Consider the following 19,928-nt stretch of genomic DNA (forward strand, 5'->3'; position numbering starts at 1 on the left):
GCCTAATGCCGCTAGAAAAAAGGATGCCTCAACATGGAGGCATCCCTTTTTTTACAATCGCCCGCTTCTTATAAAAAAGCTTCGCCGCTTCCTCAAACAATTCATTTAATTGAACAAATGAAGGATACGTATCACATCGCTGAAAAATGAATTGCAAGCGCTCCATACAGTTCATCGGTTTAAGCGGCAGCGATTCCACTGCTTTTTGCCACATACGAAGCTGGGTGACTTTGCTTTGATTCATCCAAAATAAAAGCATTATAAAATAAGATAACCCGCGAATCATCGGCTTCTGGACAAGCGTTCGGTTTCTTTCCGCAAAAAGTGCCTGAAGCTGCGCTTTTTCCTCATTCCACAGCTTCAGTAAAGCAGGGATCGATTGTTCTGCTTTTTCCCAAGGCACATAAGCGCTATCTACGATATCATAATAGAAATACACTGTTTTAAGTGCATAAGGGAACGGAGCCTCTTCTTGTTTCTCAATCATCTCTTCTTCTTGGAAAAACAACGGATGAACAAAGTCAATCGGCACTTGCAATTTTCTCCCTGCCCTTCATTCTTTTCTTTCCTTCTCGACATAGTTCAAGCAGGGGACAGATTTCGCATTTTGGTGATTGGGCTTTGCAATGATAACGCCCGAAAAAAATCATCCGGTGATGGGTAATCGACCACTCTTCTTTTGGTACCTTTCTCATCAGGGTTTCTTCTACTTCAAGCACAGAGTCCTTCCAACGGCAAAAACCAAGCCGTTTGCTAACTCTCTCCACATGTGTATCCACTGCGATCGCTGGGACGCCAAAAGCGACCGAAACCACCACATTCGCCGTCTTGCGCCCAACCCCCGGCAGCTTCATCAATTCGTCGCGATCACAAGGCACTTCTCCTCCATATTGTTCGAGCAGCATGGTGCACAGCTTTTGAATATTTTTCGCTTTGTTCCGATACAGTCCAATCGATCGGATATCTTGCTGAAGCTCTTCCAACGGAACCGATATATAATCTTCAGGCGTTTGATATTTTGCAAATAAATGTTTTGTTACTTTATTTACGAGCGCATCCGTGCATTGCGCCGACAAAACTACCGCAATTAGCAATTCAAAAGGGTTGCGGTGTATCAATTCGCAGTGAGCGTCCGGAAACATCTCTCCCATTCGATCCAAACAAATGCGAATTTGTTGCCGATTCAGCATAAGAATTCTCCTTTCGTTTTACAGCCGCTAACAGTAGCAGCGATTCCATTCTTTCTCACATCAAAGCTTGTCCTATTACGTTTCGTCACATAGGCCTATATGAACCTTCCCCATCTCCATTCCATTAAGAGGTGGGAGACTTCTCGGCGGATGATGTTAAAAAAGTGGCTGCCTCAATCATAGAAAAACGAGAGACGGGGGGCCTCTCGCTTACGATTCTAGCCAATTATAAAATGTAACGGTTTGTCGATGCTCTTCCTGTGATACAGGCTTGGCTTTCGATTGATGCTTGCGAAATTTTTGGCCATAATCTTTCGCCTGTTCAATCGTACGCACCCCATTCTTTTTCCACTCAAACAAAATTCGATCAATATAACGGAAATTTAATTTCCCGGACAATACCGCTTCGCGAAGCGCGGCTTTTATGATAGCTGGATCATGCCCGTCTTGATCCATCCACATCGCCAGCGTCTCGCATTCAAACGGCGAAAGCGGTCGGCCAAACTCTTGTTCAAACATCGTATACAAGCTTTGTTCCTCTTCCTGGCGCTCTTTCTTTTGTTCGTTCATCGACTCGGAAATTAAATGATGCACTAACTTTTCCCATAGCGGCTTAAGCGAGTATTTTTCGCCCAAAATGGCTCCATCCACCTGTTCTTCAATAGAAACAAATCCTTTTTGCAAAAGCTTCCGTAATGCTTCCATACATTGTGCCGGCGTTAACGTCATCCTTTCTGCCAGCTCATCTGGAGTTGGAAACCATACCCCTTCTCCCATAAATGCATGCAAATGCAAAAGCAGCATAAATTCTACTTCCGTTAAACCTAAACGTTTATAATGCTGCAAAAGCAGCTTTGGAATTGCAATGCTGCCTTGGGCCAGCCATTCCGCCATTTTTTCTTTGTCCATTGGAATACACCTCAACTATAAGTATAACATGGATGCTAAGTATTAGATAATCTATATCGATATAACTTGACACTTTAACAGTTGCGTCGATATAAAGTCGACGGTCGTGTGACTGAACAATACGGCTTACAGACCCATCAATCGGTCTGTAAGCCGCCTGTTGTTCGGTGCTGTGCCACGCTAAGGCATAAGCAGAAAAGTTATTGACTTTTCTTGGACCGTCAAAAAATAGAAGTTTGCTTTTGAATAAATAATCAGTTCAATATTCTCGTTGTATCTATGCATATAAATACAACTGAAAACGGGTGTCTGTCAAAACCTACATTCGAAAGAATCTCACGACTTGTCTAAATCATGTAATAAGCACGATCATCAAGCCATTGCGTATTAGGAAGATAAGAAAGCCCCCTAAAAGCTTGGGGGCTAATTCAACACGATAAACAAAACATGGATTCAATAAAAATACTGGTGCGATTATGGATATAATCGGTTCAATAGCCGTGGGAACGGAATCGTTTCACGCACATGTTCGACTCCGCAAATCCAAGCCACTGTACGCTCTAACCCTAAACCGAAACCTGAATGAGGTACAGAGCCGTATTGACGCAATTCTAAATACCATTGATACGCTTCAATTGGCAAATGATGCTCTTCTAAGCGCTCTTTAAGCAGATGGTAGTCGTGAATCCGTTCAGACCCACCAATAATTTCGCCGTACCCTTCCGGTGCAATTAAATCCGCACAAAGCACCACATCTGGACGGTTCGGATCAGGCTGCATGTAAAACGGCTTTAACGCAGTTGGATAGTGGGTAATGAACACTGGCTTGTCAAAGCTCTCCGCAATCGCTGTTTCATGCGGCGCTCCAAAATCATCTCCCCATTGAATATCATCAAATCCTTTGTCATGGAGAAGTTTAATCGCCTCATCATATGTAATGCGCGGAAATGGAGCTTGAATCTGCTCAAGCTTTGATGTGTCACGTCCCAAAGTTTTTAATTCAAGCTGGGAATTTTTCAACACCGCTTGAACGATATACGATACATATTCTTCTTGTATCTTTAAGTTATCTTCAAATTCGTAGAAGGCCATCTCCGGCTCGATCATCCAAAACTCAATGAGATGGCGGCGTGTTTTCGATTTTTCCGCACGGAACGTCGGACCAAATGAGAACACTTTTCCAAGCGCCATTGCGGCTGCTTCCATATAAAGCTGACCGCTTTGAGAAAGATAGGCATCTTCATCAAAATATTTTGTATGGAATAACTCCGTTGTTCCCTCTGGTGCACTTCCTGTTAAAATCGGCGGATCTACCTTGACAAATCCGTTGTTATTAAAAAATTCATAGGTTGCCCGGATGATTTCATTGCGAATTTTCATAATCGCATGCTGGCGTTTTGAACGCAGCCATAAATGGCGATGATCCATTAAAAACTCGACACCATGCTCTTTTGGCGTAATCGGATAATCAACCGCTTCATGAATGGTTTGTATGTTTGTCACCGATAATTCATAGCCAAATGGCGAGCGCTCATCCACGCGAACAATCCCTGTCACATATAAAGATGTTTCTTGCGTAATGGATTTTGCCGCTTTAAAGACGTCTTCCGCTACTTGCGATTTTTCAACTACTCCTTGAATAAAACCAGTGCCATCGCGCAGCTGCAAAAAAGCGATTTTTCCGCTTGAACGCTTATTTGCCAGCCATGCGCCGATCGTCACCTCTTGTCCTACATATTTGCTTACTTCTGCAATTGTTGCTTTCACCGAAAATTCCCTCCAACATTTGTTCAAAAAACTATGTATGCATAACTTATATTATACCTTTCAGCCAAAATGTAAGCAATACACGAAGCGGCTCTGTCATCGACAAAGCCGCTTTTGAAGCTTATACACGATTTGCGCGTTGCTCCATAAATTGCTGAATGCGCTCCATCGCCGTTTCTAGCACATCAAGCGATGTCGCATAAGACAAGCGAACATTATCGGGAGCACCAAAGCCAGAACCCGGAACAAGCGCCACCTTTGCTTCTTCTAAGAGAGCTGTGACAAATTCGTCTACATGGTGATATCCAGCCATTGCGGCCGCCTGCCGCGCATTCGGGAACAAATAAAATGCGCCTTGCGGTTTAACGCACGTAAATCCTGGAATTTGAATGAGTTTTTCATAAATAATATTTAACCGTTGTTCAAAGGCTTGCCGCATTTGTTCCACTGGCTCTTGTGGCCCACTGTATGCAGCAATAGCGGCATATTGAGCGATGGAAGTCGGATTTGAAGTGCTGTGGCTTGCAAGATCCGTCATCGCCCGAATGATCTCTTTATTTCCTGCAGCATATCCAATCCGCCAGCCAGTCATCGAATGCGATTTAGACAAGCCATTAATGATTACCGTTTGCGCCTTTAACTCTGGCGACAATTGAGCAATGGACACATGGCGATGTCCATCATAGACCAGCTTTTCGTAAATTTCGTCCGAGACAATGAATACATCATGCTCCAAGCAAATTTCACCAAGCGCTCTTAGTTCTTCTTCCGTATAAATCATTCCTGTCGGGTTACTTGGTGAATTAATAATAACCGCCTTTGTGCGATCAGTAATAACCGATTTTAATTGCTCAGGCGTAATTTTAAATTCGTTTTCCTCAAGCCCCTCGACATAAACAGGCACTCCTCCAGCAAGCTTTACTTGTTCCGGATAGCTGACCCAATATGGCGTTGGAATAACGACCTCATCACCTTCGTCTAAAATGACTTGAAATAAGGTATAGAGCGCATGTTTGGCTCCCACGCAAACGATTATTTCAGATGGCTCGTAGCGAAGCCCTTGGTCTCGTTCAAACTTTTTCACAATTTCCGTTTTTAAGCCCGCTAGTCCACCGGAAGGCGTATATTTTGTATGTCCCTCATTCATCGCCTGAACGGCCGCATCCATAATGTGCTGCGGTGTATTAAAATCCGGCTCTCCTGCTCCTAAACCGATGACATCATATCCAGCTGCTTTCAGCTCTTTCGCTTTAGCCGTAATCGCCAATGTCGCAGAAGGCGTGAGCGATGCCACTCGTTTTGCTAATTTCATGATCCATGTCCCCCTTCATGATTGTTGAAAGCTATATCTTTTCAAAAAAGCACCGTCTTTAAAGCTGAGGTAGTAAAAAGAATAACGATTGTTTTGATCAATATATGTCAGCTCCCAAAGAGGCACTCCTTTTTCCATGCCAAGCTTTGCGGAAACAATCTTTTTCGGATTTCGTTCCGCTGTTAACTTTTTGATGGCTTCTTCCTGTGTAATTCCGCTCTTGGCGTCTTTCACCACGATGCTTCCACTTTTCTCCGGAACCCAAACAATTTTGCGAGCTCCTTTACGATCATCACCCATAAATACAATATAGGTCTTTTCACCGTAATATGTATAAACTTGATCGATACGCGCAAAGGCCACTCTCTCAATCGCTCGCTTTCTTGCTGTTTCCATCAGCGATTGCTTCTGTCCGATCGCTGTGTGATAAACGCTTGCAGCTTGCCAAAAGAAAATACATAGCACAACAAAGCATAAAATACCCCACTTTTTCATAACAAACCACTTCTCTATGTACGGTAAATCGTAAAAACCGCTTTATTTTGATCTTTTTCATCAAGCGCCAATCCAAACATTAAGTTCTGCCTTTTCAGCGTTCGATTCAAGCAGTCAACAACTTTATATAAATCGGGTGAGTGCTGAATTTTGACAGTGGCTAACACCTCGATTTTACTTTCCATTTCACATTTTCCTCCTCCATGCCACAAATTTTGTTACTCATAGGAACAGAGCGGCGTGGCTACACTATACATACAACAAATTTGTGTTGTACCTTTCCATAATTATAACAGGTTCGTTGGACAATTTCATAAAAAAATTCCCCCACCTACATCTTATGGATCCCGCATCGTGTATATATACGATGCGGGATTTAAATGACAATTAGGCTTCCTCTCATTAAAGCTACCCGATCTTTTTGGGCAAAGGAAATGCTCTTTCATCCGTGTTCGTTATCTGATGATCGAAAAGCAAACGATCAAAAAACTTTCAATGGTTCCTCACCATATCTTTATAAAAGCCCTCTTCATCTTACATGCGACAAGATCCAGCGACGCTGCTCTATTCCGCTATCCTACCTATAGATTGCTCATTTGCTCTCTATTTACACGATCAACACTCATCCATTATCTGTATACTATTTTAACGGCCATCACCATTCAAATTTTTTCGTGATGTATCCATGTAACGCAGGCCTAAACAACCTTGTTTAACCATTTGACGAGCGAAAATAAACCGAACCCCATATCTAGCATTGTCATTTTTTCAAGCTTTGCAAAAGCTGCTCTAGCGGTGCTTCATAAATAGATACGGGGGGAAGCGAACCTACAAAATATTTTCCATAAGAAGCAGTGGTTAAACGGCGATCCAATACAAATAGCACTCCGGAATCAGTTGCTGTACGAATGAGGCGGCCAAAGCCTTGCTTAAAACGAATGATCGCCTGAGGCAGCGACAGATCATAAAACGGCCGTCCGCCTTTGGCGCGAATGCGCTCACTTTTCGCTTCTATCACAGGGTCATCTGGCGGAGCAAATGGCAAGCGGACCATGACAATAAAAGATAGCTGCTCCCTAGGTAAATCAATCCCTTCCCAAAAGCTGCTCGTTCCAAATAAAATGGCACGGTCAAATTGTAAAAAGGCCTTTGTGAGCTTTGCCGCATTTCCTCCTTGAATTCCTTGAGCAAGCAACACCAGTGTTTCGTCCTCATTTTTTTCTTTCACAATGGCAGCCGTCATTCGCAGAAGCTCATATGATGTGAACAATACCAGTATTTTCTCTTTGACCTGCTTTTCAATTTCTAGCAATTGTTCAGCTACAGCATGGGCATACTCTGGAAGCGACACATCTACAATAGACGGTAAGTCGCTTGGAATCATAATTTTTGCTTGGCGCTTATAATCAAATGGAGATGGAATCATGCGACAAATGGGATAAAAATCCTCTAACCCAAGCTGTGAGATTGCATAAGCAAATGAATGGTCCGTTGTTAAGGTTGCCGATGTCAAAATAACACTTTTCTTTCTTGTAAACAACCGCTCAGCAAAAAATTCTTCAAGCTCAATCGGCTGTGCATAAATAGCAGTGGCATTAGCGGCCCCTTTCACATCCGCCTCCATCCAGCGAACCACCTTCGAATCCGTATCTTCAAGCAAAAAGCGCAGACCATGAATCATGTCGTTCAGTACCGTCACATCTGTAAAGAACGAAAGGGAGGAAAGCGAAGGGTCGAGCATTTTCAGCTGTTCCGCCTTCTCTGCCAGCTCGGAGGTGTGATGACAGAGCCGCCAAAGCAACTCACGAATAGCGTTCCAATGTCTCCCTTTCTCTTCGCTTGGATGAAAGCGATAGCGCAGCCGCACGGCATTGGAATTCGTTTGTTTTCGCAGCACGTATTGCCGGATCATGCGAAACCATTCATCACATTCCAATTCAATGTCGCTTAACACAGACTGAAAATACATAAAATAGGCTTGTTGTTCAAGCCGTTTTCGAAGCTGAAAGAAGGATCCTTCATCATGACCATTTCCGATGCGAGTTAATAATAATCGAACAGCTACATAATCAACGCTCTGGCCAAAGTATTGAGAAGCAACATCCTCAAGATGGTGTGCTTCATCAACAATGAGCTGCTCATATGGCGGAAACAGCGGCTTATCAGAATTCAGATCCTGCAATAAAAACGCATGATTGGTAATAATCAGGTCGGCCTTACTGGCTCGCTGGCGCGCCCTCTGGAAAAAATCATACTCCGCTTCTTCTTTTTCCTCATCCATATGCAGCATGGTCCAAAGCAGTTGGCCGCCCGAAGATAGCTGAAGCTCATCAACATCGCCTGTCTCCGTTTCTGTTAACCAAACGAGCAGCTGGCATTTGGTTAGCACTTCATCGTAGTTTTTGTTTGGTTTATGCAAAAAGTGAACAAATTTTTCAAGTGAAAGATAATTTCGTTTCCCTTTTAATTGCGCGACATGAAATGGAAACGACGCGATACTTTGGAGCAATGGAATATCGCGCTCCATCAGCTGCTGGCCTAGCTGGAGCGTATATGTACTAATCACAACAGGCTTTTGATATTGCCGAGCAAAGTAAAGACTCGGAATAAGATAGGCCAACGATTTCCCAATTCCAGTTCCTGCTTCAATTAAAGCATGTTGTGATGTATCGAGGGCCTCATAAACCATTTCCATCATGTCCCATTGTCCTTGTCGATGTTCGTAATCACGGAAAGGAAGCGTCTCCGTATGGGTGAACCATTCTCGAAAGGAAACGGGACACTCTCCAATTTTTTGAGGAAGAGGAGACGGTTTTCGCAATGCGATTCCTTGGTAGTAACTATATTGGTCATCATGCAAGGATGTTATTTTTTGGGCCAGCATCGCATCCATAATCGAATGGACATCGCTTTTCATATCGCGCGATAAACGGCACAATTGCCGCAATGTCGCGACCGGCAGCGCCTCCAATTTATCAAGTAAAGCGAGCCATAATTGGGCTGTAACCTCCGCATCGCTATCCGCCTGATGAGGATGCTGATGGGGAATATGCAATGCCTTCGCCATATCACTTAATTTATAGCTTTCCATGCTCGGGTATAAAATTCGAGAAAGTTCAACCGTATCAATCATCGGCGGCTCCGGCAAAAAAACTCCCGCTCTGTTCAATTCCTCCTGCAAAAACGGCCAATCAAATGCAACATTATGGGCAACAAAATACGATTGCTTCAATAGTGCAGCAACTGTCGGGGCAAGTTCAGAAAAAAGCGGCGCATGGCGCACCATTTGCTCACCAATTTGCGTCAATTGCTGGATAAAAGGTGGAATGCTGCATTCCGGGTTAACAAAACTGGAGAACCGTTTGACTATTTGTCTATTTTCAATAACGACGAGCCCGATTTGAATAATTCGATCCCCTTTTTTCACTGAATTCCCTGTTGTTTCTAGGTCTATGACTACAAACCGTTCATCCATCGTTTCACCTCAATCGCGCAATAATAGGGGCGTTCTCTACTGAGAAACAGCCCCCTTTTTTATGACAGGAAAAGCGGTAGCATCCCCGTCTCCCTGCTTTTATATCCATACAAACGGATCGAATCTCTATCCTGGCCAAACATTTATAATAAGCCAGAACCATTACTTTTCTCCCTAAACATGAGAGGTTCTGTCTTTAGAAAGCTTGAGCTTGAGCTTGAGCTTCATCTTACATCACTGTATGAGCTGGTTCGGCTACCATTAATTGCTGAATTCGATTATGCTCGTCCATAATCGCGATTTTCGGACGATGCGCCGCAATTTTCTCCTCTGGGATAAGGGCATAGGAAATGACGATGATGACATCATCCTTTTGCACAAGACGAGCAGCCGCTCCATTTAAGCAAAATACACCGCTTCCCCGTTCTCCTGGAATAATATATGTTTCAAAACGTGCGCCGTTATTGTTATTAACAATTTGTACTTTCTCATTTGCTACCATGCCAACCGCGTCCAAAATATCTTCATCAATCGTGATGCTTCCAACATAATTTAAATTCGCTTCCGTCACACGCGCACGGTGGATTTTTGCATTCATTAATGTACGAAACATGATTGTCCCCCCAACATTACGATTCCACATCAAGAGTTATATTATCAATGAGTCGCGCATTTGTAAACCTGACAGCAAGCGCAATGATGATTTTTCCAGATATTTTCTGAAGCGGTTGCAAATCTGGATAAGAATATACTTCAACATAATCAATGATACCATGTGTATAAGTTTGAATATAATCTTCAACAAGAGCACAAATAGCCGATGGATTGCGCTCGCCATTTTCAATCGCCCGCTTCGCTTTTTGCAATGCCGCGTACAGGGCAGGAGCTTCTTTTCGCTCTTCCGGAGATAAATACACATTGCGCGAGCTTTTCGCTAGCCCGTCCGCTTCGCGAACAGTCGGAACTGGAACAAGCTCGATCGGAAAATGGAAATCGCGAATAAGTCCATCAACCACTGCTACCTGCTGCGCATCTTTCATCCCGAAGTAAGCACGGGTCGGCATGACAATATGAAATAGTTTCGTTAATACCGTAGCCACGCCATCAAAATGCCCCGGTCTTGATTTTCCGCATAATACATCAACGCGCTCCTTGACGGCCACCTGCACGCTTAATGGCCGCGGATACATTTCTGTCACGGATGGATAAAACAATAGATCCACCCCTGACGCTTTGGCGATCTTTTCATCTCTCTCCATATCGCGCGGATATCGGTCGAAATCTTCATTTGGCCCAAACTGCAATGGATTAACAAACACGCTTAATACAACAATATCATTTTCCTCTCGCGCTTTTTTCAGCAAGGCAGCATGGCCTTCATGCAAATACCCCATTGTCGGTACAAAGCCAATGGACTTTCCTTGCTGACGGTATTGGGCTGTTTTTTGCTGCATTTCTTGGATCGTTTGAATGATCATCATTACTGCTTTCCTCCATATAGTGCAATCCATTCTTCTTCTTTCATCGTAAACATATGCTCACGTTCAGGAAACTGCCGAAGCTTTACCTCCGTCACATAGCTTGTCAAGGCATGCTGCATCGTTTCTTCAATATTGGCATATTTTTTAACAAACTTAGGTACCCGTTCTACTCCATATCCGAGCACATCATGATAGACAAGCACCTGTCCATCTACTTCATTACCTGCTCCTATTCCAATAGTGGGAATGGTTAATTGCTTAGTAATTTCGGCGGCAATCTGCTTTGGCACGCATTCGAGAACTAAAGCGACCGCTCCGGCCTCCTCGCACCATTTTGCATCTTGTAAAAGTTTGCGAGCGCTTTCAGCGTCTTTCGCTTGCACTTTATATCCACCAAGCACCCCGACAGATTGCGGAGTTAAACCTAAATGGGCAACAACTGGAACACCTGCTTCAGTCAGGGCACGAATGACCTCTATGACTTCGCCGGCCCCTTCAACTTTTACGGCATGAGCTCCAGACTGCTGCATGATGCGCTGAGCATTGCGAAGTGCTTCTTCCCTCGACAGATGGTAAGACATAAACGGCATGTCCGTGACAATGAACGTGTTCATGGCTCCACGCCGCACTGCCTTCGTATGATGAATCATGTCCTCCACTGTTACCGGAATGGTGGAATCATATCCGAGCACAACCATCCCAAGCGAATCGCCGACAAGAATCATGTCTACTCCAGCAGCTTCCGCAAGCTTTGCTGACGGAAAATCATACGCTGTCAGCATCACAATCGGCTCGTTTGTCTTCTTCATCTTCAAAAAATCACTGGTTGTTTTCATGGCATATCCCTCCTCCTTGTTTGCAGAGGAGATGAATCTCCGAATAAAAAAACCTTCTTCCCCACCTTGAGAAGAAGGATGTTGATTGTATCGGCCGAGTTCATCCCTCTGTCCCAGTCCTTTAGCGGATCAAGGCAGATCACATTGACAACACTGACACATTTTTCATGGTGCAGTTCTTCGCTAAAAGATACTGCCCTTGTACATCCATCTATATTTTAACAAAATTCGAACACTTTTGCTACAATGAAATATCGGCGGAATGAATGTAATGAATCGTTCCATCATGGTCTTCCAGGATTAATACGCCTTCATCTGTAATGCCGCGCGCGAAACCACGGATCGTTCCGTTCAAGGTGCGAGCGGTAATTTCTTTACCAATGCTTATAGCGTATCCTTCCCATAGCAGCTTGATCGGCAAAAAACCATGCTGCAAATATTGCCGATACAATGTTTCCATTTTTAATAGTACTTCCTGGATGAGACGAGCTCGTTTTATTTTTTCTCCCTTTTCAATCGCCAATGATGTGGCAATGCCGCGAAGATCTTCAGGAAATTGATCGCGTTCATGATTGACGTTCACTCCCATTCCAATCGTAACAGAATGAACGCGATCAGGATCAGCCTGCAGCTCCGTTAAAATGCCGACACATTTTTTGCCGTTGATTAAAATATCATTCGGCCATTTAATATCAGGAACAAGCCCCGCCACTTCCTGAATAGCTTGAACAATAGCGACAGCTGTCAGCAACGTCAGCTGTGGCGTCTTTTGCGGCGGAATCGGCGGTCTTAAAATTAAACTCATCCAAATTCCTGTCCCTTTTGGCGAAAACCATTTTCGATCCATTCGGCCGCGCCCTGCCGTCTGCAATTCAGCGACAACAATCGTCCCCTCTTTTGCTCCTTCATGTGCCAACTGATGAGCCATTTTTTGTGTAGAGGTCACTTCTTCTTCAAAATAAATCGTTTGTCCAAACACCTCTGTTTTTAAACCAAGGCGGATTTCATTGGCTGTAATTTTGTCAGGCGTACTCACAATTCTGTATCCAAGGCGGCGCACCGCTTCAAGCTCAAATCCTTCCTTCCGCAAATCTTCAATATGCTTCCAAACGGCGGTTCTCGAACAGCCGAGAATATCGCTGATTTTTTGTCCGGAAATAAAATCGCCATTGGCCTCAGAAAATAATTCTAGCAATTTTTTTCTTGTGTCAGATTGCATGAAATGAGCCACTCCTTTATCCGCTCTTTGTCATTTTCTACTTTTCCTTGAATCACCGCCTGCTCCACTTTCTTCAGAATATTTGCCAGCCACGGACCGCCCGGACGTCCCATCCATCCCATGATATCTTTTCCGGTAATAGCTAAATCACTTCTGCTTTTAATGGGCAATTGAGCAAAGAGAGCGACGAGCCGTTGGCGATTGCTATAAGCATCTTCCATATCAATAAGGGAACGAATGGTTTCTGCCGCTAAAGCATAATCAAGCCCAAACTCATACAACTGCTCTTTTTTCCAATCATCATGTGAGCGAATGAGGGGCAGAATGCGCAAAATATGTTGCACATCCTTCATTAGCCGGTTAGGCAGCTTCCAAAGTCGCAAAAAAGCGGAAGATTCTTGATCGCTTAACAGCAAATAGCACAAAAATCCCCAGCGCTCCATCGAAGAGGACAACGCTTTCCAATCATATTGCGCCAACTTTTTTAACGGCTCTTTTTTTTCACGAAGTCCCGGCAAATACACATATAATCCTGTTTCCTCTAACAGTGAGAAAGCCTTCTCTGCAAATGGGCCCGCCATCAATTTCTCAAACTCGGCTGTTATTCTTTCCACCGAAATATGCGCCAACAGCGAAGCATGTTCAATAATCGCCTGCTTCGTCTCCATTTCTAACGCAAAACCGAGCTGACTGACAAACCGAATCGCCCGCATCATGCGAAGAGCATCTTCAGAAAAACGCTCGCTCGCCTTTCCAACGGTACAAATGATTTTAGCAGAAATCGCCCGCTGCCCATGAAACGGATCGTATAGTGTTCCATGATCGTCCATCGCAATGGCATTCATCGTAAAGTCGCGCCTTTGCAAGTCTTCGCGCAGGGAACGGACAAATGTCACAGACTCGGGACGACGATAATTTTCATACGTACCTTCCGTTCGAAAGGTTGTCACTTCATATGGAATACCGTCGTTTAACACAACAACGGTTCCATGCTTTAAACCAACGGGAATCGTTTTTGGGAAAAGCTTGATCACTTCTTCGGGAAGAGCGGATGTGGCAATATCAATGTCGCCAAGCGGACGATTTAGCAAATAGTCGCGAACCGCACCGCCTACGAAATAAGCTTCATATCCATGTTGCTTCAGTTTACGAATAATGCCAAGCGCGCGTTGAAACGGTTCTTTCATCGCTTCACCTCTTTTATCAACGAAAAATAAACATCTTCGTATTGCTGTAAGATGTGCTGCGAATGAAATTTTTCATAAACAGCTTTAAGCGCTTGTTCAGCCATATATGTATGCAAATCTTCGTTTGTCAGCATTTGTAGCGTTTTTTCAGCTACTTCTTCGATATTGCCAAGCTCGCATAGAAACCCTGTCTTGCCATCTTCAATCACTTCAGGAATGCCGCCAATGTTTGTGCCCACACACGGAACTCCGCAAGCCATTGCTTCAAGCAAAACAAGTCCAAAGCTTTCTTTTTCCGATAAAAGCCATTTGACATCACTCATCGAATAAAGTTCTTCTAAATTTTCTTGTTTTCCTAAGAAAAGAACGTCTTCTGTTAATCCTAGTTGCCGCACTAATCTGCACACAACGGTCATTTCTGGTCCATCACCAACGAGCAGTAGTTTAGCAGAAATTTGGCTGCGAACATGCAGAAAGGCATGCACAACATCTTGAACACGCTTCACCTTGCGAAAATTGGACACATGGATAATGACCTTTTCTTGTTCTGTTATTCCATATTGTTGTTTTAAATGCTTAACATCTTTTTTATGATACACGCGTTCATCAACAAAATTATAAATGGTATGAATATCCTTTTGAACATCAAGTAGCTCGTAAGTTTGCTTAACAAGCGCATTTGACACAGCCGTAACCAAATCGGATTGTTCAATTCCAAATTTTATCATATCGCTTAACGACGGATCATATCCGAGAACAGTAATATCCGTCCCGTGAAGCGTCGTCACAATTTTCACATCGTATCCAACCATTTGCTTGGCTAATACCGCACAAACCGCATGTGGAATCGCATAATGAACATGCAGCACATCCAGCTTTTCCCGTTTGGCTACTTCAGCAATTTTACTTGCTAATGCCAAATCATATGGCGGATACTGAAACACGGAATACTGATTGACTGTTACTTCATGATAATAAATATTGCAATATACTTTATTTAGGCGAAAGGGCATGCTTGAAGAAATAAAATGAATTTCATGTCCTTTTTCCGCCAGCAATTTTCCCAATTCTGTGGCGACAACACCGGATCCGCCAACCGTTGGGTAACAGACAATTCCTATTTTTAGCTTCATTGTTTCTCTCCTAGCAAATCATTTGAAATGACGAGCGGCTGTTTCGTCATAAATCCTTCGGCAAACAGCACTCCGACTTGCTTTCCCCATAACCGCTCGCGGCTTTCAACGGTTTCGATATAGCCATTGGTTAACGGCGTATCAACCGACTGAGCTGTTTTTTGAAATTGACTTGCATAAGCTCTCAGACTCGCCAGCTTTGTTTCCATCGTATGGCTAATATCAACAACAAAATGTGGCCGTTCATAACTATTAATCATGTAGTAATAAAGCGATAACACACGATGTGCCGGCAGCCCTCCTGCCTCATAACGGCGAATCCCAGCTGAAAACATCGCTTCTTCGACAAGAAAAGCACAATTTCCATGATCGGGATGACGATCTACCCAATACGGTGCAAAGATGACTCGTGGACGATACTGGCGAATAACAGCGGCAATACAGCGAATAGCCTCTTCTGTTTTATATAAGCCCCGATCGGGCAGATGAAGATTGATTCTTGCCGCAACTCCGAGCAGCTCAGCTGCTTTTTGCGCTTCTTTTTGCCGCCGTTCTACAGTTCCGTTAGACGACATCTCTGCCAAGGTTAAATCGCAAATGCCGATTCGATACCCTTGCTTCGCATATTTGGCGATCGTTCCCCCCATCCCGATTTCCACATCATCTGGATGAGCGCCAAATGCTAGTATATCAAGTTGCTCACGCTCCATTTTCGTCACCTTTTCTCTCATGAATAATAGTCCGCCATTGGAAGTCGCCACGCTCAAGCCCTCTAATTAAAATTTCGGCCGTCCCCATATTAGTGGCCAGCGGCACATTATAGACATCGCATAACCGAAGCAGAGCACTGACGTCCGGCTCATGAGGCTGGGCGGTTAAAGGATCACGGAAAAACAATATCATATCTATTTCATTGCGTGCAACCATAGCGCCAATCTCTTGATCTCCGCCTAACGGTCCCGAACAAAACCGATGGATAGGCAAACCGGTTGCCTCCATAATGCGCAAACCCGTTGTTCCCGTTGCATACAGCTCATGCTTTGCTAAAATCGTTTGATAAGCTGTCGCAAACTGAATCATATCCGCCTTTTTTTTATCATGCGCGATTAAGGCAATTTTCACGCTGACACCCCCGCTATTCAATAATATGCTCTAAGCCATACACAAGCGTTTGCAGCTTCATCACGGTTTCGATTGATAGCTTGACTCCAGACATAAATGACCCGCGATGAAACGAATCATGACGAATGGTTAATGATTGTCCATTTCCGCCGAAAATGACTTCTTGATGCGCAATCAACCCCGGCAGGCGGACACTGTGAATCGGAATCCCGTCATAAGAGGCTCCTCTAGCACCTTTAAGCGTCTCTTTTTCATCAGGATGCCCTTGCTTTTTAGTTGGTCGCACCACCGAAATAAGCTGTGCTGTTTTTACAGCTGTTCCAGACGGAGCATCAAGCTTTTGGTCATGGTGCAGCTCAATAATTTCAACATCAGTAAAATATTTGGCGGCCATTTGAGCAAACTTCATCATTAAAATGGCACCCACTGCAAAATTCGGTGCAATAATCGCGCCCATTTCTTTTTCTTCCGCCAGCTTTGTTAATTGCTCAATCTCTTCTTGACTAAACCCTGTCGTTCCCACTACAGGACGAACCCCATAGCGAAGCGCGATCTCAGTATGGCGCTTGCCCGTTTCCGGAGTCGTTAAATCAACTAAAACATCCGGCTTTGTCTCTTGAAAGCAGCGTTCAATATCCGTATACACTGGCGCATGAATGCCGTTAAAACCATCTACCTCTGCTAAGTCCTTTCCATCATGGATGCGGTCAATCACCGCCACAAGCTGAAAATTCTCCACATGATGCACAAGCGCTACCGCTTCCCGTCCCATCCGTCCTCGCGGGCCTGCCACTGCTACTTTAATTGGATTATTCACTCTTTCTCTTCCTTTCTTGTCCATCTGTTTTGATCTCTTGTCTGAAACTTTTCCATCACCATATCATGCGCTTTTTCTAAATCAATTTGAAGGGAGTTCGCAAAGCAAATCAAGACAAATAATAAATCGCCAAGCTCCTCTTCGATCGTCTTTTCGGTTTCTGATTTTTTCTTTGGCTTTTCTCCATAATAATGGTTGACTTCTCTCGCTAATTCCCCTAATTCCTCAGTCAACCTAGCCAGCATGGCAAGCGGGCTGAAGTAGCCTTCTTTAAATTGGCCAATATAATCATCAACTTCCTTCTGCAATTGCTGGATCGTTTTTTCCGACATATCGTTGATTCCCACCTTTCATGCTTTCATGTTAGCTAAAAGCAGCCATTTTGACAAATATTTTTGCGTTTCGTTGCTCAAGTCCTCCTCTTCCACTATAATTTATAATTAATGACTGAGATCGCCGGCCTATCATTACTATGCGGAGGTGTCATATGGTTTTTGGACTGAAAATTAAAAATGTCTTATTTATTTTACTTGGCGCGGCTATTTTCGCATTTGGACTCGTTCATTTTAATATGCAAAATAATCTAGCGGAAGGAGGAGTAACAGGCATCACGCTTCTCCTTTATTTCTTGTTCGGCATCGATCCCTCCCTCACGAATTTGCTGCTGAACATCCCGCTTTTTTTTATCGGCTGGAAGCTGCTCGGACGCCATTCCTTTTTTTATACCATGATCGGGACCGTCAGCTTATCCTTATTTCTATGGATTTTTCAACATTATGCAATCAAGATGCCGCTAAAGCATGATTTAACGCTCGCAGCCTTGTTTGCCGGCGTTTTTGTCGGAATCGGGCTTGGGATCATCTTTCGCTATGGGGGAACAACCGGGGGGGTCGATATTATTGCAAGGCTTCTCTACAAATATCGCGGAATTAGCATGGGAAAAACCATGTTTGCTTTTGATGCGGTTGTCATTACATTGTCGCTTTTATACCTTTCATACCGCGAGGCCATGTACACGCTAGTTGCCGTCTTTATTGGCGCCCGCGTCATTGATTTTATGCAGGAAGGCGGTTATGCTGCAAAAGGAGCGACCATTATTTCTGAAAAGAGCGAAGAAATCGCTACCAAAATTTTAACAGAAATGGAGCGTGGTGTAACCGTTTTAAAAGGACGCGGCTCCTATACCAAAAGAGAACGAGATGTGCTTTATTGCGTAGTAGCCAAAAATGAATTACCGCGCCTTAAAAATGTCATTATTTCTGTAGATCCCCATGCTTTTGTCGCCGTGACAGATGTGCATGATGTACTCGGTGAGGGATTTACCCTCGATGAAAATAAGCAGCCCATTCAAAACGATTAAGAGCAAAAGCATAAGGCCGGTCTGCCAAGCAAAAAGGCTGAGATTCGACCTCAGCCTTTTTTATTGTTCCTCATGTGAGCGAGCTTTTTGCTTTTCTCCACGATATTTGCGAAACCCGACATAGGTTAATGTCAATATAATCATTCCTCCTGTAGAAATCATCACCCACAATAAGGAAGAATCTGCTTCATCCTTTTTCATATGATTAAACAATGCCGCAAGATCTTGCCTCATTTGCGCAAGCTGCTCCTGCTGCTTGGCTTTGTCAAGGGTATGAAAGCTCGGGCTTTGGAGCTGTTCAATGTCCTGATCTGCCTTTTTGGCCCAGGCAGGCTCCACATCAATTTTTACGCTTGGCTCGATGATTTCATATTGATGCAAAAATTGCTGTAGCCCCGTTTGAAACTGCTGCTCATCCCCGCTCTCAATCGCTGTTTCAATTTCCTGAAATGCCCCCATAATCAAAGGTTCCATTTCCGCCCAAAGCGGCTGATAATTGGAATGAACAGCATCGATTACAAGACGAAATTGCACCACTTGATCAATTCGGTCTTCCGCCGGCAATGTGGAAGCGGTAATGGCTTTTAACGCATTTTCATGCGTGATGGTGATGGCACGCCATTCATCCATCGATTTAAGGCGATCGCGTGCATTTAACTTTAAAAATTCATCAGAAAAATAATTCAACACGTCCTTCGCTTCTTCAAAACGCTTATTTTTAGCAAGCTGCAATGCCTGATCTGAAATTTTATCAAGCCTTTGCCATTCATCATGATGTGTAGCAAAGACAGCTGACGGAAATGCACAAAGGATCATAATGATCCATATGATTGCCATTCGCCTCATTCTTGTCCCTCCTCCGCTAACTACTACAATGTATGAGAGGCTGGACAAGGTTAGACCATTATTTGAGCGAAATTTGTAGACGACCTTCTTTTATTCCCAATACATAAGCAACGGCAATAGAAAAGATGCTTAGCCAGAAAGTAAAATAGCCGATTTGCGGGATATACTGTTCAAGCATGCTGTAACGAGGCAGCATCTGAAACACATAATCGATCACATCATTATGCAGAGTCCATATAGCAGCAAAAGCTAAATGCCGCACCTTCATTCGATAGAATGGGGCATACAGCAAGCCTTGAATGGCCATTGCTCCGTGAGAGAAAATAAGCATCCATCCTTGCCATCCAAGCGTTCCAGTCACTTTCCAGACAAGAATGTTCATAACGACCGCCCAAATTCCGTACTTCAATAGAGTCACCATCGCCAGAGCTTCTAATAGTGGCCAATTTCTTTTTAATATAAAAGCAAGCAAGACAAAAACAAAAAACAAACTAGCGGTAGGGCTGTCAGGGACAAATAATAAAAATCGGCTTGGTGTTTCCGCAAGCTGCGGTCCATACCATATATATCCGTAAATAGTTCCGGCAATGTTGATCACTAGCAGCAGCCAAAGAACAGAGGGAGCCGCAAGTAAAAGATACCACTGTATCATGTTCCACCTCCTTTCTTCTATGCAAGCTTATATGTTATAGCCGACGAAAATTCTTTGATGATTAGAAACAAGCTAGCGGCTTGCCGCCGTCACGCTTTGGCGTGACCAAGCCCCAAACGGCTGGCCA

Annotated in this window: 21 protein-coding genes; 1 reads left to right on the top strand and 20 read right to left on the bottom strand. The window is 43.8% G+C overall.

Going from position 1 to position 19,928, the window contains the following annotated elements; all coding sequences use genetic code 11:
* Positions 1 to 28 precede the first annotated feature (28 nt).
* The 18 genes from GRQ40_RS11610 to GRQ40_RS11695 form a co-directional block, all read right to left on the bottom strand.
* Complete coding sequence (locus GRQ40_RS11610) at positions 29 to 532, bottom strand: YpoC family protein (protein ID WP_236546302.1); 504 nt, start codon at positions 530 to 532, stop codon at positions 29 to 31.
* Entirely contained in the window at positions 522 to 1,190 is a 669-nt protein-coding gene (gene nth / locus GRQ40_RS11615; RefSeq protein ID WP_066145370.1) for an endonuclease III, read from the bottom strand. The genes GRQ40_RS11610 and nth overlap by 11 nt, the downstream gene beginning before the upstream one ends.
* A 210-nt stretch (positions 1,191 to 1,400) precedes the next feature.
* Positions 1,401 to 2,099 carry a DnaD domain-containing protein gene (locus tag GRQ40_RS11620; RefSeq protein ID WP_066145373.1) on the bottom strand — a complete coding sequence of 233 codons (699 nt, stop codon included), beginning with the start codon at positions 2,097 to 2,099 and terminating at the stop codon, positions 1,401 to 1,403.
* A gap of 474 nt (positions 2,100 to 2,573) precedes the next feature.
* Positions 2,574 to 3,866 carry an asparagine--tRNA ligase gene (asnS, locus tag GRQ40_RS11625; RefSeq protein WP_159720045.1) on the bottom strand — a complete coding sequence of 431 codons (1,293 nt, stop codon included), beginning with the start codon at positions 3,864 to 3,866 and terminating at the stop codon, positions 2,574 to 2,576.
* A 121-nt stretch (positions 3,867 to 3,987) separates the two neighbouring features.
* Positions 3,988 to 5,178, bottom strand: a complete 1,191-nt coding sequence (locus tag GRQ40_RS11630) for a pyridoxal phosphate-dependent aminotransferase (RefSeq protein ID WP_066145378.1) — start codon at positions 5,176 to 5,178, stop codon at positions 3,988 to 3,990.
* 15 nt (positions 5,179 to 5,193) lie between these two features.
* The gene (locus GRQ40_RS11635; protein ID WP_080862421.1) at positions 5,194 to 5,673 is read right to left on the bottom strand and encodes a cell wall elongation regulator TseB-like domain-containing protein; all 480 of its coding nucleotides are present in this window, start codon (positions 5,671 to 5,673) and stop codon (positions 5,194 to 5,196) included.
* A 14-nt stretch (positions 5,674 to 5,687) separates the two neighbouring features.
* Positions 5,688 to 5,858, bottom strand: coding sequence for a YpmA family protein (locus GRQ40_RS11640; protein WP_080862420.1), 171 nt, complete (start codon positions 5,856 to 5,858; stop codon positions 5,688 to 5,690).
* A gap of 575 nt (positions 5,859 to 6,433) precedes the next feature.
* Positions 6,434 to 9,148, bottom strand: coding sequence for an ATP-dependent DNA helicase DinG (gene dinG / locus GRQ40_RS11645; RefSeq protein ID WP_159720046.1), 2,715 nt, complete (start codon positions 9,146 to 9,148; stop codon positions 6,434 to 6,436).
* Positions 9,149 to 9,377: 229 nt separating this feature from the next.
* On the bottom strand, positions 9,378 to 9,761 hold the full coding sequence (gene panD, locus GRQ40_RS11650; RefSeq protein ID WP_044742285.1) for an aspartate 1-decarboxylase: 384 nt from the start codon (positions 9,759 to 9,761) through the stop codon (positions 9,378 to 9,380).
* Between the two features lie 16 nt (positions 9,762 to 9,777).
* A complete protein-coding gene (panC, locus tag GRQ40_RS11655; RefSeq protein WP_066145387.1) occupies positions 9,778 to 10,629 on the bottom strand; it encodes a pantoate--beta-alanine ligase in 852 nt (283 codons plus the stop codon).
* Positions 10,629 to 11,465, bottom strand: a complete 837-nt coding sequence (panB, locus tag GRQ40_RS11660) for a 3-methyl-2-oxobutanoate hydroxymethyltransferase (protein WP_066145391.1) — start codon at positions 11,463 to 11,465, stop codon at positions 10,629 to 10,631. The genes panC and panB overlap by 1 nt, the downstream gene beginning before the upstream one ends.
* 241 nt (positions 11,466 to 11,706) lie before the next feature.
* Positions 11,707 to 12,696 carry a biotin--[acetyl-CoA-carboxylase] ligase gene (locus tag GRQ40_RS11665; protein ID WP_159720047.1) on the bottom strand — a complete coding sequence of 330 codons (990 nt, stop codon included), beginning with the start codon at positions 12,694 to 12,696 and terminating at the stop codon, positions 11,707 to 11,709.
* Positions 12,654 to 13,871 (bottom strand): CCA tRNA nucleotidyltransferase, encoded by a 1,218-nt coding sequence (locus GRQ40_RS11670; protein ID WP_159720048.1) that lies wholly within the window; start codon positions 13,869 to 13,871, stop codon positions 12,654 to 12,656. The genes GRQ40_RS11665 and GRQ40_RS11670 overlap by 43 nt, the downstream gene beginning before the upstream one ends.
* Entirely contained in the window at positions 13,868 to 15,004 is a 1,137-nt protein-coding gene (bshA, locus tag GRQ40_RS11675; RefSeq protein ID WP_159720049.1) for an N-acetyl-alpha-D-glucosaminyl L-malate synthase BshA, read from the bottom strand. The genes GRQ40_RS11670 and bshA overlap by 4 nt, the downstream gene beginning before the upstream one ends.
* Complete coding sequence (gene bshB1 / locus GRQ40_RS11680) at positions 15,001 to 15,714, bottom strand: bacillithiol biosynthesis deacetylase BshB1 (RefSeq protein WP_159720050.1); 714 nt, start codon at positions 15,712 to 15,714, stop codon at positions 15,001 to 15,003. Before bshB1 ends, bshA begins: the two co-directional genes overlap by 4 nt.
* A complete protein-coding gene (gene mgsA / locus GRQ40_RS11685; protein WP_044742278.1) occupies positions 15,704 to 16,126 on the bottom strand; it encodes a methylglyoxal synthase in 423 nt (140 codons plus the stop codon). The genes bshB1 and mgsA overlap by 11 nt, the downstream gene beginning before the upstream one ends.
* A 13-nt stretch (positions 16,127 to 16,139) precedes the next feature.
* The gene (gene dapB / locus GRQ40_RS11690) at positions 16,140 to 16,967 is read right to left on the bottom strand and encodes a 4-hydroxy-tetrahydrodipicolinate reductase (protein WP_159720051.1); all 828 of its coding nucleotides are present in this window, start codon (positions 16,965 to 16,967) and stop codon (positions 16,140 to 16,142) included.
* Positions 16,940 to 17,275, bottom strand: coding sequence for a nucleotide pyrophosphohydrolase (locus GRQ40_RS11695; RefSeq protein ID WP_044742276.1), 336 nt, complete (start codon positions 17,273 to 17,275; stop codon positions 16,940 to 16,942). Before GRQ40_RS11695 ends, dapB begins: the two co-directional genes overlap by 28 nt.
* A gap of 155 nt (positions 17,276 to 17,430) precedes the next feature.
* Here GRQ40_RS11695 and GRQ40_RS11700 point away from each other — a divergent pair, with 155 nt between their 5' ends.
* The gene (locus GRQ40_RS11700) at positions 17,431 to 18,303 is read left to right on the top strand and encodes a YitT family protein (protein WP_159720052.1); all 873 of its coding nucleotides are present in this window, start codon (positions 17,431 to 17,433) and stop codon (positions 18,301 to 18,303) included.
* A gap of 60 nt (positions 18,304 to 18,363) precedes the next feature.
* On the opposite strand, the gene ypjB is transcribed toward GRQ40_RS11700, so the two are convergent.
* Both ypjB and GRQ40_RS11710 read right to left on the bottom strand, forming a co-directional pair.
* Positions 18,364 to 19,149: a sporulation protein YpjB gene (gene ypjB / locus GRQ40_RS11705; RefSeq protein WP_159720053.1), complete on the bottom strand. Its 786-nt coding sequence runs from the start codon at positions 19,147 to 19,149 to the stop codon at positions 18,364 to 18,366.
* A gap of 58 nt (positions 19,150 to 19,207) precedes the next feature.
* Positions 19,208 to 19,801, bottom strand: coding sequence for a lipoprotein heptaprenylglyceryl N-acetyltransferase LhaT (locus GRQ40_RS11710; protein WP_159720054.1), 594 nt, complete (start codon positions 19,799 to 19,801; stop codon positions 19,208 to 19,210).
* Positions 19,802 to 19,928: the final 127 nt, after the last annotated feature.

The sequence above is a fragment of the Anoxybacillus sp. PDR2 genome (assembly GCF_009834045.1).
Taxonomy (GTDB): domain Bacteria; phylum Bacillota; class Bacilli; order Bacillales; family Anoxybacillaceae; genus Anoxybacteroides; species Anoxybacteroides rupiense.